We start from the raw sequence: 24,290 nt of genomic DNA on the forward strand, positions 1-24,290 counted from the left end.
AGAGTACGTTCACGGGGTCAATGCCTCGGCGGTCTGCCCGGGCTACGTCGCCACCGACATGACCGCCGCACTACCCGGCGTCGATCCAGAAGACACGCCGGCTTCGCCGGCTATACCGTAGATTCCTGAGTCATACTGTGCTGCAATCGTTTTCGAGCATCGGGGAACTCGCCGTCACGCTTCGCGTGACTTTGAATGTTACTGTCTTGCAGATGGTTTCGCGCTTCGCGCTCAACGCCTGCATGCTTCCTCGTTTCCATTGCCTTACAGTCACTTTCGGAATGCTCCGCATTCCTTTGTCATACCTACAGTGTAGCAACAGTTTTGCCACCACGGCGCGTGCACATCCATAAGATCCAATCTATTTCAATTGCTGCCCAGGCGATTACGCTACTACCCACCCGTGCGGGCCTTGCGGTTCCTGTCTCGTAACCCTCATGCCTAACCCATACACAGCCGGTACTCCAGCCCAGGCCTCTGCCCACCAGGCCGCCCCACCACGCTGGCTCCGCCAGCACACCCCGTTAGACCTCCACGACGACTCTGCGCGACAGCGGCCGGCCGGACGTCCTCGTTACGCACTGCCCCCGGCCGGCATCAACGATCCACGGGCACATCTATCCCGAAAGCCCGGATACGCAGCTATCGATCCAGCCGGATTGAGTACGTCACGGGTGCCTCGGTCGTGACGCTCTGACGCCTGCTATCCGGCCGACCCAAGCGTACCGACGTATAACGCACCGCCGAGATGCCACTCTGCGTGCGGCATTCCACAGTCGGGGCGATACCCCCGGCCATAGGCATTGAGTCCGCACCTGTGCTCCGTCAGGGTCGATCCCGGCCAGATCTCGGCGATGCGCTGCCTCGCCACGCCGACGCACTCCCCGCGGGCGATGGGGTCGCTCGCCCACAACGTGGCGCCGGCCCTGTTGCAGACCAACACTTTCCAGCCTTTAGTCGGCGCTGCCGCGCCAAGGTCCCACCGCCTGAGCTCCCGGCGAACATCGTCCTCGGCCAGACGATTCCACCCCAGTGTTCCGTCCGGGAGAATGGCGTATCTGCCGTCGCCACTGATCTGTGTTCCTGTCGGCCACATCGCGCTACTCGCTCCCCGCCTGCACGCGGGCTCGCTGGCCACCAATCGCGTCGATCTTCGACGGGTCGGCCCGGTATCGGCCTCCGTCTGCGAACACCGCTACCGCTGTTCTATGCGCGTTGCGAAGCACCCTCAGCGCAGCCTCATATCCAGCCCAGTCCACCACGCGCCACAGCACAGGCCCCATGTGCACGTCCACCCACTGCACCTCACTGCCCCCCCGGTGCCGAACGCCGCACTGGGGCACCACTGACCATTCCGGCGGTCGCGTCCACGTCACCGACACCACCGACACGCCCGGCCACTCCTCACGCTGCTCCCCGAGCATCGCTGTGCCCGCAGCGCCACGCAGAGCCTCACGCACAGCACCGAACGCTTCCAGCACCGCGGACACCTGCGCCGCCGAGGTGAACCGCATCAGGACATCCCCCCACTGCACCGACACCACCGCCAGGTCCGTTCTCGAATCCGACACCGAGATATGCCCCGGACTCGGCCGCACAACGACCAGCGTCCGGGTTACCAGCCCTGACGGAATTACCATTCGATCAACAACCCGAGAACCCAACACCGAAGCAGTCACGACAGAATCCCCTTTCCGCGGGATACCAGGCCAGCCCAATAGCGTGCCATTACCGCCAATTCTACTGTGCTACACCGACAAAATGCGGCCACACAGATGGCCTCTCGATGCTCACGGCTGCCGGCTGAGCGCCACCGCCGCCCGTCTCGTCATCTTCCTCCTCCTACCACCCCGACAGCTGTACAACACACCGCACCCTCCCCACCCCGGTGCCGGGTGGGGAGGGTGCGGTTACAGCCCGCCACGTCAAGTTTCATTGCGGGCATTAGCGGGGTGATGCGATCTCGCCATCAGCAGGTATCGACGTCTTCACTGTCGACGTTGACCGCTGTTGACCACCACCACACGTCGCCAAGGAGGCTCACAGCTGCGGCGGGCAAAACCATTCTGATCGTGCCGGCCTCGCTGGTATCGGCGCCCCCGACCATGTTGTGGTTCATTGCCTGCCCATCGCGTGGCGACTCGAACCAGAAGTACTCCAGCGTCTGCCCGCCGAGCTCGTCGTAGCCCAGTTGGACGAAGTCTCCGTCCGGGTTACTCGCCAGTAGCGACCACAACACTGGGGCGGTGGGAGGAACATCGCCGGTGTAGGTGATGGTCACCTCGGCGGTTGTGCCCTCCCATCCTGGGGTGTCCCCCACACGGACCTGCGTCGAGATCAGATCAACCGGTGCCCCGACCGTGGGCGAGGTACACATCGAGTCCTGGCCGGCCAGTGTCTTCCCGTGCGGAGGCGCTTCAGGCCCGTCTGATGTATCTGTATCCGGCGCGGCTGATCCACCTGGGGCGAGCGGTGGTGCCGGCGAACTGCTCGGCGCAATCCTCGGCTCAGTGACAGTTGTGGTCACCACGGGCGAGGAACGATCAGCCGGTGCTTCATTGCCGGCGCACGCAGCAACTAACCCGCACCCGACGACAACGGCTAGACCGACTCCGCGCAACGAACACTCCGTTCCCCGATTCAAACAAGCTACGCGAGCCGCCATCGCGAAACCGCAGGCTTGCCGATCCCCTGCCCCGGAGCGGCGGATGGTGTGTACGCGACGCGGCAGGCCGTTCGCGACAGACCGGCAGCCTGCCGGGAGTTTCGATCACCCTTTTCGAATATGTGTGGGTATAACGGTTGCCCTGGCGTCGTCAGGCTGCTCGTGAAGACCCCCGCAGGTCACGCAGTAACCGCGCTGAACCCAATGATCAACACCGTTGGGACTGATCCACGCCCCAGTCCACGCATTGCTGTTGTTCCGCACGCCTCGTATTCCCCTTGGGCACGTGGCCGCAGTTTAGGTGATCCGCACCGGAGCCAGGCCACCGCTCACGCTGGGCCCCGGGCCGGCGCCCGCGGGCCCGGTGGGCAGCGGTTGAATGCTGCCCTCGGTGAAATCGCCCCAGTTAGGGTCGGCGTATCCACCAGGACCGTCGAAAGCACCGACCGGCGTAGCCTCCACCGCCCCGACCCGCTGTGCACCGTCTTGATCGGAGGTTGTGTAGCGCTGCGAGGCATCCCGGAGGTCATCTGCGTGGCGCTCGTACCGGCTGGCCACATGCGCGCCTGCCGCTTGCAGAGCCGTTTGGAACTCGCCAAAAGCGGCGGTGAATGCGGCCCCGACCGGCCCATATCCCGATTCCATCGCCGCAACCACCGAAGGGTCTACCTGGCAATCGGCCTGGACCTCGGCGCCGACGGTCCGGCAGGACTCGGCATAGGTGTCAACGGCGTGTGTATCGACTTCAAGCGCCATGGGCGGCTACCTCCCCTTGTGTGGCCTGTGGGGCCAAGTTTACCGCCATCGACCAGAAGCACCCCGCGCTCGACTGGAGGCATTTGCTGAAACGTCGAACACCTATCTGCGAGCCACCCCGAACATGGCACATCTGTCAGACTGCCCAGATGAAGACGGTCCGCCCCCTCGGGCCCGCCTACGCGCGGGCCCGGACGACCTCGGTGGCGACCCGATGAGCGGCCGGCGCGCTTCGCCGACCTGGGCCGCAACCAGCGTCCCCGAGATCCGCCAGCGGTGGTGCAACGCTCTCGATGCGGTAGCTCACCGCTTCTCCGATGTCGGGCTGGCCCCACCAGCCCCGTTCAACGACCGCGCGTCGGCAGCCCGCCGTCGGCAGATGCAGGACCAACTAGCCGCACAGCTGCGGGTCATGCAGACCGAGACGGCCGCCCTACGCGACGCCGCGTTGTTCTGGGTAACGCGTCCGATGGTCGATTTCATCGTCGAAGCAGCGTTGTCATTGCCGGAGTGGACGCCGGCGCTCGCGATCCCTTGTCCCAACGGTCTGCTCTGCTGGGCTAAGCCCGCCGGTTTGGTGCCGTTCGGCGCGCCCGGCTCCGCGACCGCCGACGTCAACTGGGACGGGGTCTGGTGGTGGACCCGCCCTGATGGTTTCCTTCAGCTCGCGCCGGCGAGCCGGTTCGCCAAGCACGCCGACCTGCTGGAGCCGTATCAGGTGACCACCCCACTCTGGGCGGCCAGCAGCATCGTGGTCGATCCCCGCGCTAATCGCACTGCAGAGGCCAACGGCTCCGAGGATGCTCATCCGTTCATCAGTGTCGTCGGCGCTACCTGGCTATTGATGAATCAGGCCAGCACTCAGACGCGCACCCTTTCAGATCCTTCCGGTCCCCGACTAGGTAAGCCGACGCGGCAGAAGGGCTCCGGAACCACGCTGCCGGCGCAGGTGACCCTCGTCGACATTCGGCACAGCACCGAGCCTGCCAATCCTTCCGAAAGCACTGACGAGTCCAATCGTCAGTACAGCCACCGCTGGTGGGTGCGCCCCCACTGGCGCCAGCAGGCCAAGGGCCCGAACCGGAGCCTGCGCGAGCCGAAATGGATTGGACCCCATATCAAAGGGCCCGGTGATGCGCCCCTGATCGAAAAGCCGCGGGTCAACGTCCTTCGTCGCTGACGGTCCGTTGATGCCGCAAGTTGGCGAGTAGCAACTCTGGCAATTCGAATCGCCGGCGGCCGTGTGAACGTAGTCTGATCAAGGCAACTCGTGAACGGCCCGGGGGATGCAAATGACCGAGTTCGACGCAGCTATTCCTGATGAGGTGTTAGCGGCCCTAGATGCCGTCCCATGGGACATCTCACGTCCACCGCGTCACACGCCCCCAGATCTGCTAGCGAAGTTCCCGGCGGCAATGATCGTGGACGAGACTCTGGTCTGGGCATCAATTCGTTGGCCTAAGTCCGTTGGCCGGCCAACGACGAAGCATCTTCATCAGGGCTTTGATATTCAAATGTACCGCAAGGACAAGGTCTATGGGCTGGAAAACGGGGCTGAGCGAGATTGGGATATCAATACCCCCATGCCCAGAATGAGTGTGCGAGATAGCAACGCCGACAACGATTCTCACTACGGCGTCCACATTGTCGCGCACATGCATTCAACAGGGAACAAGGACAGCAAGGGCAGAGATATGTTCTACACCGCCGAGGTAGCGCTGCTTCCTGGGATCAAATGGACTTCGCCGGCCGCTTTGTTCACACAGGGCCGATACCGGACCGTTGATCCCCAAAAGCGGTGGTTCTCATTCCCGGGCCCGGTACGACTAGACCCCTTCACCGTGCAGTTCGTCGTTCCCGAGTTTCACTTCCGGGCGTAACGACCTGCGGGTACGAACTAAAGCGAAAGAGGCCGACGCAATAGGCCGAGGTGCTGACTTACTCCGCGAGCTAACTCGTACAGTTTTCTCCTCTCGTTCGCGGACCTACTGGCTTAGCCTGGTTTCATGGGTAGCAGCGAGACCACCGGCAACGCCGGAGTCGACTTCATCAACGACCCCGACCTGCGTATACGAGATCTGTCATACACCGGCAGTCGTGTGCGCCAGCTGGTTGATCTCGCCAAGGGGTCGTTCTTCGACATGGGCTTCGGGCCACGCAATGGGGACTCCGACAGCTACGACGTCACCGTCGACGAGGAGTGGCCAAGAGACCGCCTAGAGATCTACATCAAAGATAAGCCTCGGGGCCCCGGCTATGTCTGCGACATCGTCTACTACTGCGAAGATCTGCCCGTCACTGTGTATGCGGTTCTGATCAACCGCGGCCGCGGACTTGAGGTCGCCGAGCTGGAGCTGTTCCGCCGCAACTGGGGCTGCTTCGACGACCACGACAACTATCTGCATCCCGATGACCAAGACCCTATCGACCCCGACGAGCCCACGACCCTGATCACAAGCGATACGCTGCGCCGCATCCCGCTCGGGGACATCCTCGCTCGTGTCGAACGCGACCTTCCCGATGATTCGTGGCGCAACGAGGGCATACAGCAGGTGCCCGGGAACACACGCCTGCGGGTCGAGGACCTCTCCGGCGATCAGCGTCGAGCCCTGGAGAACACAACCACGGTGACCGCCAGGCGCAAGGGGCGCCCGGAACTCAGCGACGAGCTGCTGATCGAGGTCGCCGAGGCCTACATCGGTGAAGCAGCCCGCGGCCGTGGGGCGATCGGCCGCCTCTCGACAATGTTCGACCGACCTGAACCGACCATCCGCGACTGGATTTCCACAGCACGCAAACGCGAATTCCTCGCCCCCACCACACCAGGCCGGCGCGGGGCCGCTCCCGGCCCCAAACTGCCCCGCCCGCCTCGGGCGTATGCGGCACCAGACCTCACTCGGGTACGCAGACGTACGGTGCTGCGGATGATCGAGAGGGATCGCATTCTTGATGCCGACATCGGCGAGGATGCCTTGCTCCTGTACACCGTGTCCGGCCTGGTATGCAACGAGGTTGGGGTGGCCAAGATGGATGCGCTGCAGGCAGCGATGCAGGACCCACAGGTGCTCGACGCGGCGCTAAACATTCTGAATAAGGCGCGGCGCCGTCACGCCGCCGCGGCCGCCGGGAGCGGCAACATCGCTTCTCAACCACGCTAAGCCACGCAGTGGGCAGGCCCGGGTTTGGTGGTCTGGATAACCGCTTTTCCTCGTGAGTCAATTGGAGTGAATCTATTTGCGCCGCTATGGCTTACGTACTCACGAAGGTGGTTGCCGTCATGTCTGCACACTCCCTGGCCGACGTGTTGGCGGCATCGCGGCTGAGCCTGCACAGCGCGGTCAACGCCGAGTCCGCCGAGCGGCGACGGATGTTCTGCGTGGACGCTGGCGATCTGGCGGCGACCGTTGCGCTGGATCCGACCGCCTCGGCCGCTGAGCGTGACCGCGCCGCTCTCTACGCCGACGAGGCGCGCGGCATGCTCGATGCCCTTCGCCGGCGCGGGGCCGGCCATGGCTGACTTCGGTCGCGCGCTGGCGCTAGCCTTCACCACCCGAACCATCCGTCGGCTCGCCGCCCAGCATCACCCACTGCCGTCTGATCGGCTCGCCCCCGTCGCAGAGCTCGCCGGCTCGGACGACACCCTGGGGGACGCATTCGACTTGGCTTACGCCGAGCTTGCCAGCCAGTATCGCTGTGAGTACGTCTTCGCCAACAGCCTGATCCACACACTGAGCGCACCGCGGAACACCAGCAATGCCATCAGCGGGTTGCGGGTCTCGATGTCGATCGCCGACTTGATCGTCGCCGACAATTCTGCCGCAGCGTACGAGATCAAAACCGGCCTCGACAGCTTCACTCGATTGGACATGCAGATGCTCTGCTACAGCAGGTGTTTCGAGCATGTCAACGTGGTGACCACACGCCAGAAGGCAAGCCGGGCAGCCGCGCAGACGGCCGCGCACATCGGCGTGGTGACGCTCACCGATGACGGCGCTCTCGATGTGGTGCGCTCGGCCGCTGGCGGGCTGTCTCGTCTCGACATGTCCTCGCTGTTTCGCGTCCTGCGCCGTGGCGAGCTACTGACAATCCTCGGCCGCCATGTCGGTTACAGCATCGACGTGCCCAGCGCCCAAATCTATCGCCGCCTCAACGCACTGTTCATGCAACTGCCGCTCGACACCGCCTACGGCGAGTTCGTCGCCGCGCTGCGTGAGCGCGACCTACGCTCACGCCAAGCTGCCCGGGACGCGCAATTGCCCGCATCGCTGAGTGCCGCAGCCTCGGGTCTGAGCCTCACTCCGCCGGCCTGGCGGCGGCTGGCCGCGCAGCTCGGCCGCCCGGCCCACGAGTTCCGGACCCGCGGCACGCAGAGCAACGGTCACGGGTCAATCAGGAACTTCAACAGCTCCTCGATCCGGTAGCCGAGTTCATAGGTGGCGGGCAGATCCCAGCGAGGAGTAATCCACTGCATGACGATCTCGTCGGCGAGAAGCTCGTAAAGGCGTTCGGTGTCGTCGTTGACCCACGCCTCGATTACCTCACCCTGAGGGTCGACATCCAGGGATGCATAGTCCTCTCCACCGGATTCCGGGATGCGTTTGGGGTACTCCTTGCCGTTGACGATCACAAACCCGTCGGTCTCCACACCGATCCGCTGCGTCGGAGCGCCCGGGGGCACCTTCTCGTCGCGACGCCGTGACGGCAGCTTCGCCGAGGGATCAGCGGAGTCGCGCCAACTCCGCACACGCGCCGGTGTGGTGCCGAGCTGGCGGGCCATCTTGGTCATGCCACCAGCGCGATCGATCGCCGCCCACCGATCCAGCCATAGCTTGTCCACACCCGTCGGGGGCTGATCGCGGCGGCCGCGGCGCGCAATCGTCGCCTCCGACAGCGCTTCGCTGTCGGTGTGCTGGGCGATACGGCGGGCCATCTCCTTGCGCGCTCGCCTGCCTGCCTCGGCACGGCGCATCCGCTCGGGCATGCGTTGCCATACCCCGCGCATCTCGCTGAGTCGCCGCTCAGTGAGTACTTTGAGCGCCTCCTGAAATCCCTGGCCCTGTGGGGCCTGCGATGCCCCGCCGGAGAGCTTCCAGAACTTCACAGCAACTCATCGGGGATGCTCTTGAGCCGATAACTGCCGTTGGTGCGCGTCCCGTCTGGACGCAGCGGGTCCTGCAGGTCCGCCGGGTTGATCCCGTCAGGGACCCGGTAGAACCACGCGTCTGCGAGGCATTCGGTCGGGTAGAGGTCGAAGTCGCGGCCGATGCGCCGGGCGTAACGCAGCGCTCGCCAGCGAGTGAACCCTTCGATGGCGGCGTACCACGCAGGCTGCTGGTGGTGCAGGTAGGGATGCTTGAACGCGCCCTCACCGGTGCCGGCGAGCCGGCCCAGGTAGCTGGTGTAGATGGCCTTGATCATGTTCTCGTAGTCGGTGCGGCCGGCCGCGCGGGCGGCAACCAGCCTGGCGCGCAGAGTTTCTCCGAACTGCTTGAGCCACTGGTGCTGTTCGGGCCACACCCAGGCGGCTTCGATTTGCAGTTCGGCCACGGCCAGACCAGCGCCACCGTTGTCAGGCGGTGCGATGAGCTGTTGTACATCAATCGTGGTCGCCCAGAACGTTGATTCCTTGGTCCACGACATGCCTGGGTGCGGCACCGGCAGCTTCGGTGACAGCCCGTCGAGGCTGTCGGCGGCGGGCACGGTGATCTGGTACAGCCCGAACGGTGGTCGTTGCTCGTCGAACACTGCTGCCTCGATGCTCTCCCACTGTGGTTTGCCGTAGCCCAGGTAGAGACCTTCAGCCGAGGGTAGATACGCCGCCTGCTGGTCGAGTTCGACGTCGGTGCCTTTACCGCGACTGCGGTGGGGCTTGCGCCGCCAGCTGGCTGGGCCCCACCACTGGCCGGGGAACTTGCCGCGCTCGTCGACAGCGGCCGGCAGCGGGCAGGGAAGTACCTTGGCCTGCGGATCGGTCTTGGGTTTGGGACGGGCCCGCCGCATGCCGGATTCGGCGATGTGCACACCCACGCGCGTCCAGCGTGGTGCGGGCAGGGCCTCGTCGATCTCGTGCAACCAGGCGATGCGATCGCCGAGCAGGTGCGCCGCGTCGACCTCATCGTCGGGCAACACGGTGTCGGTGCCTTCGATCCCGATGATGCCCCGGTCGGCGGGGCGCGCTGCCGACGGCTGTAGCGACGTTGCCGGCATCAGGATGAGTTCGATGGTGCGGTCGGTGCCGCCGCTTCCCTCTTCGGCGCTGAACTGGCAGGTGAAGTAGCCGGACTGGGCGTATTTCACTGTGGCGCCGAAGAATTCGGCGACCAGATCGGGTAAGGACGCCTCGTTGGCTTGATCGGCGGGGAAGTTCAGCGCTTCGAGTGCCTCCCCGGTGATCCAGACTTGGGGGTCGCCCTGGTCGGCGCGGCTGCTCCACCGATACTTGGTGGCCAGTTTTCCGAGGTCGCCGGGTTGACCTAGTGGCCGCGATTTGACTTCGCCGGCCGGGGTGACGATGCCGTAGCTGGTGGCGATGAGAACCCGGTGATCGGCCGCCGAGAGCGCCACGTCGTCCCATTGCCGGGAGCGCCTGGGCCAGTGCTGTGGGTCATCGTCGGCGCCGACTGCGGTGTCCGCGATGGTCGCGTTGTCCTCACCGGCTGTCTGGCTGTCGGTGAGCAGGTATCGCTGGACGGTAGGTTCCCACCATCCTCGGGTGGGCCCTTGCTCGGGATCCCCGACAACGACGTCCGGGCCGGGAAAGTCCTCGGGGATCCCGCGGCCAAGCCGGGTGACTACCTGCTGACGGGACAGTGTGACCAGGGGACCGTCGAGTTCGCGACAGCGTTCGGCGGTGATCCAGTCGAGGATGTCGCTGGCTTCGCCGTCCTCGCCGAGCTCGAAGACCCGACCGTCTTTGATTACATAGGTCGTCACGGCCGGCCCTTTCCTGCATCGTCGGAGGTATGCGGGGGCGGCGGTGGCGGTACTTGCAGGGCGAGGCTTTCAGCCAATGTGCCGCGGCGCCATTTGACGCGCAGAGACTCGACGGCTGAGGCGGTGCGGCCTACCTGGATGGCGGCTTCGGTCACCGGCAGTGACAGGTCCAGGGCGATACGCGCGTCGCCGATGGTCCAGGGGCGTCCGCGTTTGGCTGCTGCGGCCCCGGTGCGCTCCGCGCGGCGCTCGCTGTAGCGGCGGCGCTCGGCGCGGGAGCGTCGCTGTGGCGGTGGTGTTGGATCGTCCGACATGGGCGTCGCCTTCCTGCGTAGGCAGTGAGCCCTCATGCTAGGCGTGGGCCACGACTGAGGGATCTTGGGTGGCGCATCGCGTACGGGCGTCAGTCTCACGGCGCGACCGCCGGGCAGGTCGCCGCTGCGATGTTGCGTTCCTCGGTGGTGATCGCGAGGCCATAAGTCACCGCGACGGTGAGGTATCGGGCGATGTAGGGGCAGCGGTACGCCGGGTTCGGCGGCAGCCATGTCAGTCCGGAGTCCGACTTCTCGCGGTTGATCGCGCCACCGACAGCAATGAGGTTCAGCGGATCGTTGGCGAACGCGACGCGCTGGGGCAGGTCCCAATGCGCCGCCCCGGCATCCCATGAGCGCCCGAGAGCAAACACGTGGTCGACCTGGACCGCGGCCGGGTCACTGACGTCGAAGTGGATGGTTTCAGCCGTGTATGGATCGACGAGGACCCCTGACAGGACCTTGCAGCCCTGCGTTCCAGGCTTGACGGAAACATGTTCGAGCTGGCTGCGCAGGATCCGCGAGCGAGTGTCACATCCGCTGTGATCGTTGGGGTCGTTCCAGGCGGGACCGAATGAACACGCCTGTCCCCGTTTGCAACTCCGGTCATAGCCGTCGACTTCAGGCAAGACCTCGACGGTGCGCACCTGATCGAGTAGCGAACCGATCTGCTCATCAGGCACCACAGGCACCACTGGCGCGGACGGGGCTGAGACCGTGGCCGACGACGGCAGCAGTGAGGTCAATTCCTCAGGTATGCCTCCGGCTAGCACGGTCAGTGTTATCGCGGCGGCCGCGGTGATCAGCAAGCGCCGCTGTAGGGACTTCATCTTCCGCTTGATCCGTGTCATGCGGTGCCGCCTTTCAGTGCCGATGGTGATGCAGGCTGCATCACCGAGGGTGTGACCTCATGCTACACCCGTAGTTAGCATGAGGGGTGGTTATCCGCGGGCGAGGTCGCGGAACGAGGACATGTGAAGAGTTGACGCCACCGTGCAGGTTCTCGTTGGCCCGTTCCTGTGCTTTGCCAGGATGAGGTCTGCTTCACCGGCCCGTGGGCTGTCCCGGTCGTAGCCGTCCGGGCGGTTGATAAGGATTACCAAGTCGGCATCCTGTTCCAGCTGACCGGTCTCGCGCAGGTCAGAGAGCTGTGGAACCTTGTCGACACGCTGCTCGGGGCCGCGGTTGAGCTGGCAGACCGCGACCACCGGCACGTCAAGTTCCTTGGCCATCAACTTAAGGCTGCGCGAAAACTCCGCCACTTCTGTTTGCCGGGACTCCACCTTTTTGCCTGAGGTCATCAGCTGCAGGTAGTCCACCACGATCAGCTGCAGATCTGCCTTCTGCTTAAGCCGGCGCGCCTTGGCGCGGATCTCCATCATGGTCAAGTTCGGGGAGTCGTCGATAAACAACGGGGCGTCGGAGATCTCGCCCATCCGCCGGGCCATCCGCGTCCAATCGTCGTCGCTCATCCGGCCGGCGCGCATGTCGGCCAGTTTGATGCGGGCCTCAGCCGACAGCAGCCGCATCACAATCTCCGACTTACTCATTTCCAAGCTGAAGATGACGCTAGCCCGTCCGTGCTTGATTGAGCAGGACCGCATAAAGTCAAGTGCCAGAGTCGATTTCCCTTGGCCGGGACGGCCCGCGACGATGACCATCTGCCCGCCGTGCAGGCCGGTGGTCACCTCGTCGAGATCGGCGAAACCGGTCGGAACTCCTTGGCCTTGACCGCCGCCGGCCTGGATCGCGTCGATCTCGTCCATGGTCGGCTGCAGCAAGTCCTCCAGGGCCACCATGTCGTCGCTGCCGCGGTCCTCGGTGACGTCGTAGACCTCGGCCTGGGCACGGTCGACGACCTCGGCTACGTCGGCGCCGTCCGCGCCGGCGTAACCGTACTGCACCACCCGGGTGCCGGCCTCCACCAAGCGGCGCAGGACGGCCTTCTCGGCGACGATGCCGGCGTAGTAGCCGGCATTGGCGGCCGTGGGAACCGTGGCGATCAGCGTGTGCAGGTAGGGCGCTCCTCCGACCCTCTGCAGCACGCCCCGTCGATCGAGTTCGGCGGCGACGGTCACCGCGTCCGCCGGTTCGCCCTGGCCGAACAGGTCCAGGATCGCGTCGAAGATCTGCTGATGGTTGGGCCGGTAGAAGTCCTTGGGCCGCAACCGTTCGAGCACATCGGCGATCGCATCCTTACTCAGCATCATCCCGCCCAGTACGGACTGCTCGGCCGCCAGGTCCTGCGGTGGCTGGCGACCGCTGTCCAGGTCGGTGTAGGACTCCACCGCCTGCCGGCGCCGCGTGCGCGCTGGAGCATCGTCGAGATCAGTCATGCCGGGATCGCCTCCTCGAATTCGGCCTCGCCTTCGCCCGCGGCCAGCTCGGCGGCAATGTGCGGCCAGCACTGGTCACACACGTTCGCCATCGCCTTGAGCGGCAATTCAGGGCGGTAAACGCCGCGCCCGGATCCACACACCACGCAGTCGCAGCCACCGCTGATCGCCAGATCCATCAGCAGGTCGGTGCTCAGCGACGTCACCGCCGAAACCGGTTCCACCACGGCGGGTTCCGGTCGGTGATTCGCCAGGATGTCCCCGGCCCAGCGCGCCAACGCTTCCGCCAGGGGCATCTCCGGGAACATGCCGGCCACTCGACGCGCCGCCGCTGCCAACGCGGCCACCGGATCCCTCGACCGCCGCCCGAACTTCACCTCGTCGGCCCGAAGCACCTCGGCGCGCAGCTCCGGGCTGGTCACGGCCGCCACGTCGGCGTACCGGCGGGCTTTGGCGTCGTCAGCGTCGGCACGGGCCGTTGCAGCGGCTTCGGCATCCCAGGCCTGCTGCAGCGGCCGCAACCGCGGCCCGGAACCCACGACGTTGCGCTGGAGGCGCCAGACCGCCAGCTTGTACGGGCGCTGCAAGTCGGCGGGCATATCGGCGCTAAGCACGTCGAGGATCTGATCCGGGCGCCATCCCCGCTTCAACCGCTGCAGGATCTCGCTTCCGAGCTTCCACCGCAGGTGCTTCGGAAGGTTGGCCATCGGCTCGGGCAGCCCATCGAGGACGGTTTTTAGGTCCCCTTTGGGAACCTTCACCTCAGTCGGTCGCGAACCCGGCCGCCGCCTGTCGCAGCGGAGGGTAGGGAGGTACTTCGTTTGGTCTATATAAGGACGCGGCCGAGAAAAGGTGACGGAATCGGGCCGCGAATGGCCGCCGCAGTCGGTGATTACCCGGCCGGAGCTGTCTCGTTCGAGCACCTCGACATCGCCCACGAACTGGCCGTGCACGGCAATCAGCGAGCGGGCACCGCGGCCCCTAGCAGGCCGATACACGATCAGGTCGGCTGCAGCTAGCCCGGCCAGCGCCCGCCCGATGGTCTTGACGTCGTAGCGCCGCTCACCGGCCGCGGCGACAAGCTCAACGATCTGCGTCAGCGCCACCGCGTCGTCGGACAGCCTGCTCCACCCGCACAACAAGCGCAGCACGGCCGCCAGCACGTGACGGCGCGCCCCGCGTAGCTTCAAGCCAGCGGCAGCGCCTTCAACGCGTTCGCGCACCGTGGCCGCGTCGTCGAAGGCGATCCGCTGGCGCGGCGGCCTCGACGACCCCGGCCGGCATACACCGCGCCTGCTGGCGACCGACATGCCGACACTGCCGGCCCCCCCACGACGGGCGGCCCGGCGAACTCCGGTTGAACTGTGTTCAGGGTAGGAGCTACCCTGAGAACTACCTAGCATGGTGTTCTCCCTGGTGGCACAGGGACCGCGATCTCACCGTCTGGCAGCGGTGGTTTCGACACGAGACTCGGAGCGCGTTACTCCGGGGATCTGATGTTCATCTCGTCCCAGACCCCCCCCTTCGGGGGGGCTCTGGCTTGCGGTCCCACTATGGATTTGTCAGAAGTGGCCCCCTACTGCCGGGAACCCGATAACGGAGTCAGATCACCCCCTTTCAATCCGTGGGAAGTCACGGCGCGGCATCCGATCAGCGGGTGACGGTGGACGGCGCTACGGTCCTCCCCCACGGCCAAGAGGCGGGATCGGCCGCCGGGGGCGGGCGTGCCGAGCCGGCGCTCTCTCCCGACGAGGCGACTTTCAGGCACTTCTGGTCACCGTGTTGCTGACAGGGATGCTCAGCGGCGCAGCCAGGGCAACCTCGGCTGCCGAGCGCAAGACCGCCAGCATCGATTCGCCGTCGACCTTTGCGGCGAAGTCGGTGAGCGTGGTGTGCGGCGGCAACTGCGCGCGTACCGCAGCGAGCACAGCGGCGTAGGGCGCGGCCCGGCCGGTCTGCTCCCAGGCAGTTCGCAGGGCGTCGTAGATGTAGCAGTGCGCCACCGCGGAGGCATTACCGGCCAAGGCGCCCGCCGCGGTCGTGAGCACCTCACAGACCACCGACCCCAGCTCCCCGCCTCGCGGGGTACGACCGGCACCGGTGGTTGGACCGCTGGTAGGGCCACCGACATCCACTCGCCGATAGGCCGCACGCAGGCAGGTCGCCAGATCAGCCACGGACTTGCCCTCTGTCGGCTGCATCGGCACCGTCACTGCGCCGTGGTGGCCAATGTGGACCTCCCAGCCGCGGTAAGCGACCTGAGCTGTGCGCGAGACACCCTGCGCGGTGGTCTGGTCGATCTCCTCGACCTGGATCTCATCGTCGGAGCCCGCCTCGGGTCGGATTTCAAAGATGTTGCGTGTCATACGGTTTAGAACCTCCTTCGGATCGGGTGAATGTCGCCGTCATGGCCGGACGCAGCGGCCGGAACCCCACCGCATCGTCGAAACTGAGTTGTTCGGCGATGGGCCGGTTGGACCACAGCACCTCGCAGCGCGCCGTCCGGGAGTGGCCCTGCCCGGTTTTTGCCGGTACCTCCAAGCGCGACCACCCGACCAACGCCTCGTCATAAAGCGCCGACGGGTAGCCGGAGAGGACCACAGCTGCCCGACACGCCACCAGCGCCTCCAGCAGCTCGATGTGCTCAGCGTCGGACTTGAACTCATGGCGATACCCGGCCCCGCCGGCAGTACGGCTGGAACCCAAATACGGGGGGTCGACGTAGAGGCAACAGGAGCGGTGCGCACCGTACTGGGCGATCACATCCAATGCGGGACGGCACTCCAAGCTCACCCGGTGCAGGCGCTCGGCGGCCGCGGCCATGCGTTCGGTGTAACCGTCGAGATAACCCGGCATGCTGGTCGACGATCCCGCTGGGTCTACATACATGCGCCACCCGGTGCGGCGCAGCGTGCCACCACGACTCTGGGAGATCTGTATCCACACCAGACGCGCGACTTCCAGTTCATTCAGCACAGTGAGGTCGGCGTCCCATGCCTGCTGGTGCTCGGCCCGCGAATGCGGAGTCAGCGCGCACAGACGCGCGAGTTCAGCTGGACGCTCACGCAACACCCGCCAGAAGGTGATCAACCGCTCGTCGATGTCATTGACCGTCTCCATCGAGCTCACCGGCTTAGCGAGCAATACCGCCAGGCTTCCGCCGAAGGGTTCGACATAGTGCTGATGGCGCGGAAGAGCCGCCGCGATCCGGGTGGCCAACCGAGTTTTTCCGCCGCGGTAGGCGAACGGCGGCGTACGCGCAGGGGTGGTCACGAGTCCATTCCGGCCGCGCGCAGGAATCGCTGCTGGTAGCGACGGTCAACGCCCGACGATCTGGTCAGTGCGCCGCCGCAGCTCAGATCCCGCATCACCTGGTACCGCTCACCGGCGCCGGCCGCGCCCAGCCGCGTCAGCGCCTCTGCGGTCTCGGCGGCCCTGACGCCTACGCGAGCGGGGTTGTCCAGCAGCGACGTCTCGATGCCAAGGCGACCTAGCACCGTCGCTAGGGTCAGCATCATTGGCACCGACGGGCAGTACACCTTCATGCCGTGCCGGGTGAACCGTGACGCCGCATGCACCGCGCCCCTGCCGATACCTTCGGCCTCAACCAGCCCGCGGCCGAACGCCCACCGGCCGTCTTCATGTAACCCATACTGCCGCAGCGTCTCTCGTGGCCTCGGAACGTGAAGCACGCCCGGCCGTGGGGAACACACGGTTGGCTCGACCAGGGTGTCGAGCACCCATCGCGCGGTGGCCTGGTGAGCGAACTCGAACTGCAGCCCACCGCCTACCCGTCGGCTGGGGGTGAAGGCCAGCAGTGCCCCCAGATGCACGGCACGCACTCGGGCGCTCGTCGATGTCCGGCACAGCTCGACACGCACCGCGGTTGCGAGCTCATCCATCGCCTCACTCACGCCGGCATCCCTTGCCAGGGCGGGGTGAGGCCGCGCCCGCTGACTCCGCGGCGATCTCGCGCAACTGATCCATTGCTGCGGACCACCCTTTGCTCTTGCGGCGCTCGGGGACGAACACACCCGCATAGATCCCGGACTGCTGTTCGGCGGCGACGGCCTCGGCTGCACAGCGTCTCCGAACCGGGCAGCGCTGGCACATCTGTTGCAGATAGGTCCACACCGGCTGCGCGGGCCTCCGCTCGGATGTCCAGAGCTCAGGAGCATCGGGGGTCTCGCGAAAGCACACCGCCTTAGCTCCCCAATGCTCCTCCGTGCCCGCGGGCAGTGATGTCATCGCACCAGGCCCTGCACAGGCGACCGCCCGGAAATCTCGGCGATGAACCGAACCGCCATCGCCGCCACACGAACCGCGGCCGGACGTGCAGGGTCGTCGAAGCGCACCGCCGACCAGAGGGACTCGTATTCGCGCTTGAGGTAACCGAACCCTTCATGGCTCGACGCCAATGTCCGGCCAACCGGCCCGACATCGCCGATGACGCAATGGCATTCCCGCGCGGCCGCCGCGTAGCGCTCCGAAGCAGGACCACTCTCGTAGAGGTCGGCAACGAACCGCAGCGCCATAGCGCCGACCTGCACTGCCTCGGCACGCGCTCTGCCAATCCGATTGGCCCGGACCTCGTCCCAAAGCTCGTCGACCTCTTCAGCGAGCACCATCGCCGCTTCCTCGACCGAGCAGAAGACGCCCGGGAATGCCTCCAGCGCCGTGCGTAGTTCATCGCCGATCGCCAGCTCGGCATTGCGGCAACGGTCTTCGGCGTCGATGGTGGCGCAGGCGCTGAACATCAGGCGCGGTGTTCTCATGATCCGACCAGCTCTCGCACCGGGTGGAGCAGCGCCATACATCCCACGCAGGCGTCATCACCGGGAACGCTGGGCGATCCACATACTGTGCACGCTGCGGTGCACGTCCAGCACGCCATCTGACCCTCGATGAGTACCGGGTCGACAGGCAATCGCCCACACATCGGGCAGGTATCGAACACCGATCGCACCGCACGGCGGCGATGACCAGCGGCCACCCCGCTATGCAGGCCCAATGCGCACGCCGGGGCTTCGACTACGGCAGATGAATCAGCTTCTCGGGTTGATTCGGCTGTAGAGCAGCCGCTACCCTGAGTATGACCGTGCAAAGTCAACTCCTCTCAGTGGGAGACCCGGGACGCAGAAGTTGCGGTCTGTCGTCCTAACCCAGATCAGCCCTCCGTTTTCGCCGGGGGGCTGATCTATTTCTGGGCCCGGGTCATCGCTATGAAAATGTCCGATTGACGGCTCCTGGAGTCAGCGTCCGGATCCGCCATTGCTCACAGAGGCAGCGGCACCACCTCATTCGCCAACCGTGGATCTTGCTGCGCGCACATCACAGCCGACCTAGTTCATCGGTGCAGCCCTCCACGTGGCTGCGCGCTTGCTCGGAGGCCGCCGACGGCCGCGCCCAATACACTGCGCGGCCACGTCTTTCCACACGTACGACAACCCCATGTCGCCGCAGACGCAGCAGCGTCCGGTAGACGCCTGACTCGACCGCCCACGCACCGAAGCCAGCCTCAAGTGCCCGGTGCCGGAACTCCGCCGTCGAAATCGCCCGCCCGGCAGAGCTGTCGATGACAGCCCGCAGGAATGCGCCCAACTCCGCCCTCGTTTCATCGCCGAGGTCACGGGTGTGATGAGACTCCCGCTGGGCCGTCGCAGTCTGCATTTCTGTATGCCGGCTATCCAGTGGGTGCGTGCGCGGACATCGCCAGAGCCAGCGGCAACACCAGCTGTGTCTCCGCGGCAGCGCGCGTCGGCGTGTAGTCCGCCAGCTCGATCACCTCGGCATCGACTTCACTGCTGCTGACGTCGACCGCCGGCTCTGGGGCGTCAACGTCCTGCACACCCTGCCCGTCACCGGCACTCTCAGAGCACGCATCGCCTGCGGCACGGCGAGACAGGACCTGCGCCACTTCCACTCCCGGTGAGCGCGCCGGACCGACGTCCAGGCCGGCGATGATGCGTAGTTCCTTGCGGTTGCGCTTCAAGCCAGGGCCCGGCGCCAGCCGGTATCCGCCCCAGACGCCATGCTCAGGCTGCGGATCCAGGGTCAGGGCGCGTAGGGCGCAGCGAGACTGATAGAAGCACGACCAGCAATCCGCGGCGGCTTCAGCGTCGGGCAGCTGCCCCTCAGGGAACCAGCGTTCGGGATCACCCTGGAAACACGGGGTCATCTGCTCGGGTTCGGTGTCGCGCATCTGGTGCTTGGTCACCTTGTGCATAGGGTCGCCTCCATCGCGGTGAAGGCGCTGATGAGCGCAGAGTTGGGCACGACAAAGCTCCTCATGGGTCAAAGATGGGTGATCGCCGAAGCGTCGGGGCGTCCAGGCGCGACGAAGACAGCACTTCCTGGTGCGCGAGAAAGGTTCCTGTGCAAGCGAATTCGTGGTCGAGATTCGTGCCCCGGGTACAGCTGCTGACGGCCTGCTGGCCGCTTGAGTGCGAACGTGTTACCCGGGGGTGGTTACCAGTGACTCCTCAGCGGGCGCTCCCTCCGGTCTGTGTGACCTAACGCCCCGAACGTATCAAAGCACCGAACACGTTGGCAACATTTACGGCGAAGTCGTTGTGTCGTGCACTTCCGATAGCCGCCTGACCAGTGACATCGCATATGAGCGCTCGGATGTCGGAAGCTGCGGAATCAAAGGTGCCAACAGTGTTAGCGTCTGCTCGACACGGCCTTGAATCTCGGTGTACATCGCGCGTCGAGCCGACTCGGCCACACCGTCGGCTCGCGCCATCTGCACCGCACTCTCGGCGAATCCCAGGACCGCCTCCGCCATCTGCAAGGTGGTATCGGCCGCTGGCGGCACCCCGGCCCCTGATGTCTCCCCACCGGTGATGGCCTCCCGAAGGTCTGACTCGGGAACGCCGTAGAGGTCGGCGAGCACCGGACGTAGCGCCGCCGGCGGGGAGTACTTGCCGAGCTCCCATCCCGAGACCGCCGAGGGCGCCACATTGATGCGCTTAGCCAGCGCAGCCTGGGTGAGGCCGGCCGCGATCCTGAAGTGCTTGAGCTCCCAACGCTGCCGCGCCGGCATCTCCAGGAAGTCGACGAGATCGCCACCGAAAAAGTCCACAATCTTGGTCAACAGCTTCAGCGACGGCGTGGAACGACCGCTGTACAGGCTGCTCAGCGTGGTCGGAGTCACGCCCAACCCGGCGGCGATCGCCTTCTTGGTCATCCCCGCCTTGTCGCAGGCCTCGCGAAATGCTCTGGCGGAGAAAAAGTCAGAGGTGTTGTCTGCCATCAGCGGGTCATCCGACCCGGGCAGTCACTGCCGAAGCCGACCAACCTGGCCGCACAGGGAACCATGGCGCCAGACTGTGACTTCACGAGCCGCGAAGCCTTCAGTAGCCATGGATCGCGGCAGCGCTGCCCTGATCACCAGCGACATACCGCCCGGCCGCGGCGCGAAGGTCCTCGGCATGTTTGGCGAAGTGCTCGGCCACCGCGGTCCCCGAAGCCAGCATGGCCTGCTGGAACTCACCGACCGCTGCCGTGAACTCCGCGCCCACCGGTCCGTATCCGGTCTGCATGGCTGCAAGCAGCTCGGCGTCGGGCTGGACGTTGGCTGCAACCTCGGATGCCACCAGATCGTTGGCCTCCGCGAACTGCAGTATGTCCTGATCGTCGACGCGCAGATTCATGGCAAAAAGGCTATAGCTGTAACTCAGCTGCAAGCAAGACCACCCGAAGCGGGCTCCACCTGTGCGAACAGGCGCGCGACGGCGATCAGGAGTGGCTCGACCACCAGGTGTACAGCTCCGCGAGCGCGCGATCAGTCGGCGCACCGCGCGCCAATACCAGCAGCGAGCGCGCCGTGTCGGTCCAGGCCACCGTGGAGGCTTGGTCGTCGAGCCCGCAGACCAAGGTGCCGGCAGGCTGGGCGGTACCACTACGCCGCCACGGCCCCGGCGACTGGATGTTGCCGGGGCAGACCACGACATCGAGGCCGTCGACAATGCCTGCGAAGGCCGCATCGAGATCGGTGCGCTCAGTGATCACGGTGTACGTCGAGGTGGTGGGCCCGCCCGGGTCCAAGTTGCGCGCACAGTCGACCGCGGCCACCGCCGGCGTCGGCGGATCGACGGCGGCGCACGCCTGCGATGGATACCCAGCCGGCAGCATTGCCATCACACGATCGGCGCCGGTCTCATCGGAGTTGGTCTCCACCGCGGATTCCTCGACCGCTGCCCGCGGGCTCTCGGCTGCGTCCTGCGAAGAGGCGGGAGAGCGGGTCAGCAGCCAGGCGCCCGCGCCCACCACCAGGACCACCACGCCGGCGGCGACGGCCGCCCACAGCAAATTCCCGCCCCGGCGCGGACGCGTCGGGGAGTCGTAGAACCGCTGCCACGGGTTGTCCCCGTGGGAGGGTCCAGGAGAGAGTCCGCCCATACCTGTCAGTATGACCGATGTGACCGCCGCGTTGGCTCTGGAGAACGCGTGTCCACACTGCCAGCATTGGAATCATGACCAACCCGCTCCAGACAATCCTGACCGACCCGGAATTACGCTCGTGGCCCACCCGGAAACACACCGCGAAGCCGGTCGGGCCGCACGAACTGGAAGCGCAAAACATTGCAGCGGAAAGCAATCGAATGTCCGCTTCGCAGGTAAGCATAGATGCGGACGCCGAGGCCGCCATCTCGCGACTAAATGCGTTACTGGAACCTGCACCAGAATTAGAGGGTCCGTCCAATACTGCACTCAATGTTCAGCCCGCCGACGAGACTACCGAATTGGATGCGCTGGCGCCTGCAGATTGCGGTCAAGACCCAGCCGCACAATCTGACGAGGATTCGCAATCTCCGCTCGCGGAAAAAGAGGCGGCCCCGCCGCGCGGATTCGACGCTATCGCCGCCAAGCCGAATGCTGTAGCAGACAAAATTGCGCAATTCCGGGAATGGCTAGCCGCCGGCGGCTGGAAGAATCCTCGAACGCTGGGTTCGGTAGCCGCGGTCGCCGTGGTTCTGGTGACGTTGGCGTTGTCAGGCTCTGGGGATGATCCTGCGGCACCGTCTGCACAGATTGCCGCGGAGCCACCTCCGATCGCCCAGAGTTCGCCGGGGCCCGCCGCTGCATCAGTCGTTACCGACGTCCCTCTGGGCCCCGAATCAGTGCTGTCGGCGACCGCCCGCTGCCCAGCACCCAGCTCGGATCCGATGAACGCCCTACGCCCGGACAGTGCGCAGCCCTGGGTATGTGTTCGGGCCTGGCAAGTCGACGGCCAGCTACTTGAGATTATCTTCGACCGGCCCTATGTCATCAGCTCGGTTGGGATCATGCCTGGGGCCAGCACCGAGGTCGACGGACAAGACCAATGGGTGAAGTACCGCACAGTCAGTCGGCTCACGTGGAGCTTCAACGACCCCGCTCGAACGAAGGTCTCCCAGACCACCGGTGACCGCCGCGAACTCATGGTCACGCCGATCGTCGCGACAGGCTGCAGCTCAGCTCCAGACTGCCCGGTAATCGCCTCGGCGGTCACCATCACCATCGAAAAGACCAGTGAGCCTTCCAACCCCGGCAGCCTGCAGTCTCCGGGATCCGGTTTGGGTGCGGACTACACGGCATTCGCGGTCAGCCACCTGGAAATCGTGGGGCACCCGGCCGGTTGACCGCCGGCGGATCTCCGCCCACCGGCGCGTGTTACCCATGCCTGTTGCCGCTGTGTCCACATGCCTGCAACCGGACTCGGTAGCAGGTTATCTACGCAGCTCAGCTAGATCTGCAGCAGATCACCCATGCCTGAAAGCCAAAAAGCTGGCCGCGCTGGACTCCTCACATGCCAGCCGTGCGTGTTATCCAGAATGCTAGCAATCTACCAGCTAACGACCCGTGAAAACGTCTCGGCTCCTCGCTTGTCTCCGACCGCTCAGCGCCGAGCGTAGCACATGGTGTCAAGTGCAGCGAACGCTCAACGGGCCAGTGCCATCCTTCTCAGCCCCGGTGTCGCATGGATGAGCTCCTCTGGAAAACGACCCACACCAGCGGCATCGTCTTAAGCGTGAGCTTTCGACCCACCGCCGCAGACCGACTCCACCGAGCCTGGGCCCGCCGCCATGCCCACCGCCGCACCGTGCAGCGGGCGACTACCGTCACCTGCCTAGCGCTGGGTGCCATCGGCGGCTTCGGAACGTTGGCGGGCGCCTGCTCACCCAACACCTCCGTCACGGCCGAGCAGATGGCGGTCACACTCAATCGATCAGTCGCAGTCGAAGGCTTCGCCGACGCCTTCATCAACGCCTACCTCAGCGGCGCCAAAGGCCCCACCGCGCTCCCGCTGACGGCATTCACGTCCGTCTCCATCACCGCGCCCCCGGTGCCAGTGAGCGTGATCAAAACAGCGCCGTGGTCAGCCCGTCCACAAGACAGCGGCTACGCCAACATCGACTACTGGTCGGTGGTGATTGGCGCCTTCGTCAAGCCGCTCGGCAAATCACCGCAGCTGTGGTTCTACCAAGTCCCAGTCGCCGTCGTCGACGGGGCGCCGCGGGTCACCTCGGCGCCCGCATTCCTCAACGGACCACCCCCCGGATACGACCCCGAACTGGCCTACCCCGTCGACGTCCTCGCCCACAGCGACCCGGCCGACACAGTGACGGGATTCCTCGACTCCTGGCTGTCAGGAACCGGTGACATCACCCGCTACAGCACCGCCCCCGGCATCAGCGCGTTTCCGGAAACTCCATTCACCCGAATCACCAGCACCTCACTTAAATCCACTACCGAAATCCCCGCCCAACCTGCCGAGGGCTTCAGCACACAAGTACTTGCCACTATCACCGCACAGGACCGAGACCGGATAACGCAAACGCTCAGCTACCCGCTGACAATCTCCTACCGCACCAATAAATGGTTTGTCACCGATATCGACCTCGCACCGAAACTCGGCGGGCGGCTGAGCGAAACCGCCGCAACCACTGCGGCAAACACCCCGACTACCACTCCGCCCTATTCGCGACCGACACTCCCGCGTTAATTAAGGCCACCGACAACACCCCGAAAGGAAAACACCATGAGCGGAATCACCCAAGTGCTCTTGAACCTCTCTACCGAGGTCCGCGGAATCATCATTGCAGTCATTACGATTATCGCCCTCATAATGAGCGCCGTCGTCTTCGCACAATCACGCGGATCGGTCACCAAAGTGCTCGTCGTTCTCGCTTCATCGGTCGTCGCGGGAATCGTTGTGTGGCAGCTGCCCGACCTCATCCGCCTGGGCGTCAGCGACGCGCCCAACCTCACCGGCATCAACAGCCGCTACTGAGCCCGCCTGGT

26 protein-coding genes are annotated in these 24,290 nt (G+C 65.4%); 8 read left to right on the forward strand and 18 right to left on the reverse strand.

Annotated elements, in window-relative coordinates:
- Positions 1–1,100: 1,100 nt before the first annotated feature.
- From ACWDUN_RS22475 to ACWDUN_RS22485, 3 genes are all read right to left on the reverse strand, one after another.
- Positions 1,101–1,544: a hypothetical protein gene (locus tag ACWDUN_RS22475; protein WP_449932225.1), complete on the reverse strand. Its 444-nt coding sequence runs from the start codon at positions 1,542–1,544 to the stop codon at positions 1,101–1,103.
- A gap of 425 nt (positions 1,545–1,969) precedes the next feature.
- On the reverse strand, positions 1,970–2,281 hold the full coding sequence (locus ACWDUN_RS22480) for a hypothetical protein (protein ID WP_449932226.1): 312 nt from the start codon (positions 2,279–2,281) through the stop codon (positions 1,970–1,972).
- A gap of 681 nt (positions 2,282–2,962) precedes the next feature.
- Entirely contained in the window at positions 2,963–3,421 is a 459-nt protein-coding gene (locus ACWDUN_RS22485; protein ID WP_449932227.1) for a type VII secretion target, read from the reverse strand.
- 412 nt (positions 3,422–3,833) lie between these two features.
- Between ACWDUN_RS22485 and ACWDUN_RS22490 the strand changes: the two genes are divergently transcribed.
- The 5 genes from ACWDUN_RS22490 to ACWDUN_RS22510 all read left to right on the forward strand — a co-directional run bounded on the left by ACWDUN_RS22490 (position 3,834) and on the right by ACWDUN_RS22510 (position 7,842).
- Positions 3,834–4,601, forward strand: coding sequence for a hypothetical protein (locus tag ACWDUN_RS22490; RefSeq protein ID WP_449932228.1), 768 nt, complete (start codon positions 3,834–3,836; stop codon positions 4,599–4,601).
- Positions 4,602–4,713: 112 nt separating this feature from the next.
- Positions 4,714–5,301: a hypothetical protein gene (locus ACWDUN_RS22495; protein WP_449932229.1), complete on the forward strand. Its 588-nt coding sequence runs from the start codon at positions 4,714–4,716 to the stop codon at positions 5,299–5,301.
- Between the two features lie 126 nt (positions 5,302–5,427).
- Entirely contained in the window at positions 5,428–6,579 is a 1,152-nt protein-coding gene (locus ACWDUN_RS22500; RefSeq protein ID WP_449932230.1) for a hypothetical protein, read from the forward strand.
- Positions 6,580–6,698: 119 nt separating this feature from the next.
- Entirely contained in the window at positions 6,699–6,938 is a 240-nt protein-coding gene (locus tag ACWDUN_RS22505; RefSeq protein ID WP_449932231.1) for a hypothetical protein, read from the forward strand.
- Positions 6,931–7,842 (forward strand): sce7726 family protein, encoded by a 912-nt coding sequence (locus tag ACWDUN_RS22510; RefSeq protein ID WP_449932232.1) that lies wholly within the window; start codon positions 6,931–6,933, stop codon positions 7,840–7,842. The genes ACWDUN_RS22505 and ACWDUN_RS22510 overlap by 8 nt, the downstream gene beginning before the upstream one ends.
- Here the strand turns inward: ACWDUN_RS22510 and ACWDUN_RS22515 are convergent.
- The 15 genes from ACWDUN_RS22515 to ACWDUN_RS22585 all read right to left on the reverse strand — a co-directional run bounded on the left by ACWDUN_RS22515 (position 7,800) and on the right by ACWDUN_RS22585 (position 21,404).
- Positions 7,800–8,522, reverse strand: coding sequence for a hypothetical protein (locus ACWDUN_RS22515; RefSeq protein ID WP_449932233.1), 723 nt, complete (start codon positions 8,520–8,522; stop codon positions 7,800–7,802). The genes ACWDUN_RS22510 and ACWDUN_RS22515 overlap by 43 nt on opposite strands.
- Positions 8,519–10,354 (reverse strand): hypothetical protein, encoded by a 1,836-nt coding sequence (locus tag ACWDUN_RS22520; protein WP_449932234.1) that lies wholly within the window; start codon positions 10,352–10,354, stop codon positions 8,519–8,521. The genes ACWDUN_RS22515 and ACWDUN_RS22520 overlap by 4 nt, the downstream gene beginning before the upstream one ends.
- The gene (locus ACWDUN_RS22525; RefSeq protein WP_449932235.1) at positions 10,351–10,668 is read right to left on the reverse strand and encodes a hypothetical protein; all 318 of its coding nucleotides are present in this window, start codon (positions 10,666–10,668) and stop codon (positions 10,351–10,353) included. Before ACWDUN_RS22525 ends, ACWDUN_RS22520 begins: the two co-directional genes overlap by 4 nt.
- Before the next feature lie 95 nt (positions 10,669–10,763).
- Positions 10,764–11,516 (reverse strand): HNH endonuclease family protein, encoded by a 753-nt coding sequence (locus ACWDUN_RS22530; RefSeq protein ID WP_449932236.1) that lies wholly within the window; start codon positions 11,514–11,516, stop codon positions 10,764–10,766.
- A gap of 90 nt (positions 11,517–11,606) precedes the next feature.
- Positions 11,607–12,953 carry a replicative DNA helicase gene (dnaB, locus tag ACWDUN_RS22535; RefSeq protein ID WP_449932354.1) on the reverse strand — a complete coding sequence of 449 codons (1,347 nt, stop codon included), beginning with the start codon at positions 12,951–12,953 and terminating at the stop codon, positions 11,607–11,609.
- A gap of 44 nt (positions 12,954–12,997) precedes the next feature.
- On the reverse strand, positions 12,998–14,311 hold the full coding sequence (locus ACWDUN_RS22540) for a hypothetical protein (protein ID WP_449932237.1): 1,314 nt from the start codon (positions 14,309–14,311) through the stop codon (positions 12,998–13,000).
- 450 nt (positions 14,312–14,761) lie between these two features.
- Positions 14,762–15,367 (reverse strand): hypothetical protein, encoded by a 606-nt coding sequence (locus tag ACWDUN_RS22545; protein WP_449932238.1) that lies wholly within the window; start codon positions 15,365–15,367, stop codon positions 14,762–14,764.
- A complete protein-coding gene (locus tag ACWDUN_RS22550) occupies positions 15,348–16,274 on the reverse strand; it encodes a DNA adenine methylase (protein ID WP_449932239.1) in 927 nt (308 codons plus the stop codon). The genes ACWDUN_RS22545 and ACWDUN_RS22550 overlap by 20 nt, the downstream gene beginning before the upstream one ends.
- Positions 16,271–16,915 (reverse strand): hypothetical protein, encoded by a 645-nt coding sequence (locus ACWDUN_RS22555; protein ID WP_449932240.1) that lies wholly within the window; start codon positions 16,913–16,915, stop codon positions 16,271–16,273. The genes ACWDUN_RS22550 and ACWDUN_RS22555 overlap by 4 nt, the downstream gene beginning before the upstream one ends.
- A complete protein-coding gene (locus ACWDUN_RS22560) occupies positions 16,908–17,249 on the reverse strand; it encodes a WhiB family transcriptional regulator (RefSeq protein ID WP_449932241.1) in 342 nt (113 codons plus the stop codon). Before ACWDUN_RS22560 ends, ACWDUN_RS22555 begins: the two co-directional genes overlap by 8 nt.
- A complete protein-coding gene (locus tag ACWDUN_RS22565; RefSeq protein WP_449932242.1) occupies positions 17,246–17,776 on the reverse strand; it encodes a hypothetical protein in 531 nt (176 codons plus the stop codon). The genes ACWDUN_RS22560 and ACWDUN_RS22565 overlap by 4 nt, the downstream gene beginning before the upstream one ends.
- Positions 17,777–18,684: 908 nt before the next feature.
- Entirely contained in the window at positions 18,685–19,227 is a 543-nt protein-coding gene (locus ACWDUN_RS22570) for a WhiB family transcriptional regulator (RefSeq protein WP_449932243.1), read from the reverse strand.
- A 330-nt stretch (positions 19,228–19,557) separates the two neighbouring features.
- A complete protein-coding gene (locus ACWDUN_RS22575; RefSeq protein ID WP_449932244.1) occupies positions 19,558–20,256 on the reverse strand; it encodes a helix-turn-helix domain-containing protein in 699 nt (232 codons plus the stop codon).
- A gap of 100 nt (positions 20,257–20,356) precedes the next feature.
- The gene (locus tag ACWDUN_RS22580) at positions 20,357–20,656 is read right to left on the reverse strand and encodes a type VII secretion target (RefSeq protein WP_268787126.1); all 300 of its coding nucleotides are present in this window, start codon (positions 20,654–20,656) and stop codon (positions 20,357–20,359) included.
- An 85-nt stretch (positions 20,657–20,741) separates the two neighbouring features.
- Positions 20,742–21,404 carry a hypothetical protein gene (locus tag ACWDUN_RS22585; RefSeq protein WP_449932245.1) on the reverse strand — a complete coding sequence of 221 codons (663 nt, stop codon included), beginning with the start codon at positions 21,402–21,404 and terminating at the stop codon, positions 20,742–20,744.
- Between the two features lie 74 nt (positions 21,405–21,478).
- Between ACWDUN_RS22585 and ACWDUN_RS22590 the strand changes: the two genes are divergently transcribed.
- The 3 genes from ACWDUN_RS22590 to ACWDUN_RS22600 all read left to right on the forward strand — a co-directional run bounded on the left by ACWDUN_RS22590 (position 21,479) and on the right by ACWDUN_RS22600 (position 24,279).
- On the forward strand, positions 21,479–22,627 hold the full coding sequence (locus tag ACWDUN_RS22590; protein WP_449932246.1) for a hypothetical protein: 1,149 nt from the start codon (positions 21,479–21,481) through the stop codon (positions 22,625–22,627).
- Positions 22,628–22,965: 338 nt separating this feature from the next.
- Positions 22,966–23,991 carry a conjugal transfer protein gene (locus tag ACWDUN_RS22595; protein WP_449932247.1) on the forward strand — a complete coding sequence of 342 codons (1,026 nt, stop codon included), beginning with the start codon at positions 22,966–22,968 and terminating at the stop codon, positions 23,989–23,991.
- Between the two features lie 36 nt (positions 23,992–24,027).
- A complete protein-coding gene (locus ACWDUN_RS22600; protein WP_041801131.1) occupies positions 24,028–24,279 on the forward strand; it encodes a hypothetical protein in 252 nt (83 codons plus the stop codon).
- Positions 24,280–24,290 lie beyond the last annotated feature (11 nt).

The sequence above is a fragment of the Mycobacterium sp. NPDC003323 genome (assembly GCF_053589535.1).

Excerpts from the sequence above, each read along its gene's own strand:
- ACWDUN_RS22510 (WP_449932232.1), top strand. The coding sequence starts at position 6,931 with ATGGCTGACTTCGGTCGCGCGCTGGCGCTAGCCTTCACCACCCGAACC.
- ACWDUN_RS22565 (WP_449932242.1), bottom strand. The coding sequence starts at position 17,776 with ATGAGAACACCGCGCCTGATGTTCAGCGCCTGCGCCACCATCGACGCC.
- ACWDUN_RS22495 (WP_449932229.1), top strand. The coding sequence starts at position 4,714 with ATGACCGAGTTCGACGCAGCTATTCCTGATGAGGTGTTAGCGGCCCTA.
- ACWDUN_RS22525 (WP_449932235.1), bottom strand. The coding sequence starts at position 10,668 with ATGTCGGACGATCCAACACCACCGCCACAGCGACGCTCCCGCGCCGAG.
- ACWDUN_RS22560 (WP_449932241.1), bottom strand. The coding sequence starts at position 17,249 with ATGACATCACTGCCCGCGGGCACGGAGGAGCATTGGGGAGCTAAGGCG.
- ACWDUN_RS22500 (WP_449932230.1), top strand. The coding sequence starts at position 5,428 with ATGGGTAGCAGCGAGACCACCGGCAACGCCGGAGTCGACTTCATCAAC.
- ACWDUN_RS22505 (WP_449932231.1), top strand. The coding sequence starts at position 6,699 with ATGTCTGCACACTCCCTGGCCGACGTGTTGGCGGCATCGCGGCTGAGC.
- ACWDUN_RS22600 (WP_041801131.1), top strand. The coding sequence starts at position 24,028 with ATGAGCGGAATCACCCAAGTGCTCTTGAACCTCTCTACCGAGGTCCGC.
- ACWDUN_RS22545 (WP_449932238.1), bottom strand. The coding sequence starts at position 15,367 with ATGACACGCAACATCTTTGAAATCCGACCCGAGGCGGGCTCCGACGAT.
- ACWDUN_RS22570 (WP_449932243.1), bottom strand. The coding sequence starts at position 19,227 with ATGCACAAGGTGACCAAGCACCAGATGCGCGACACCGAACCCGAGCAG.
- ACWDUN_RS22485 (WP_449932227.1), bottom strand. The coding sequence starts at position 3,421 with ATGGCGCTTGAAGTCGATACACACGCCGTTGACACCTATGCCGAGTCC.
- ACWDUN_RS22585 (WP_449932245.1), bottom strand. The coding sequence starts at position 21,404 with ATGGGCGGACTCTCTCCTGGACCCTCCCACGGGGACAACCCGTGGCAG.
- ACWDUN_RS22580 (WP_268787126.1), bottom strand. The coding sequence starts at position 20,656 with ATGAATCTGCGCGTCGACGATCAGGACATACTGCAGTTCGCGGAGGCC.
- ACWDUN_RS22490 (WP_449932228.1), top strand. The coding sequence starts at position 3,834 with ATGCAGACCGAGACGGCCGCCCTACGCGACGCCGCGTTGTTCTGGGTA.
- ACWDUN_RS22530 (WP_449932236.1), bottom strand. The coding sequence starts at position 11,516 with ATGACACGGATCAAGCGGAAGATGAAGTCCCTACAGCGGCGCTTGCTG.
- ACWDUN_RS22540 (WP_449932237.1), bottom strand. The coding sequence starts at position 14,311 with ATGTCGGTCGCCAGCAGGCGCGGTGTATGCCGGCCGGGGTCGTCGAGG.
- ACWDUN_RS22575 (WP_449932244.1), bottom strand. The coding sequence starts at position 20,256 with ATGGCAGACAACACCTCTGACTTTTTCTCCGCCAGAGCATTTCGCGAG.
- ACWDUN_RS22590 (WP_449932246.1), top strand. The coding sequence starts at position 21,479 with ATGACCAACCCGCTCCAGACAATCCTGACCGACCCGGAATTACGCTCG.
- ACWDUN_RS22595 (WP_449932247.1), top strand. The coding sequence starts at position 22,966 with ATGGATGAGCTCCTCTGGAAAACGACCCACACCAGCGGCATCGTCTTA.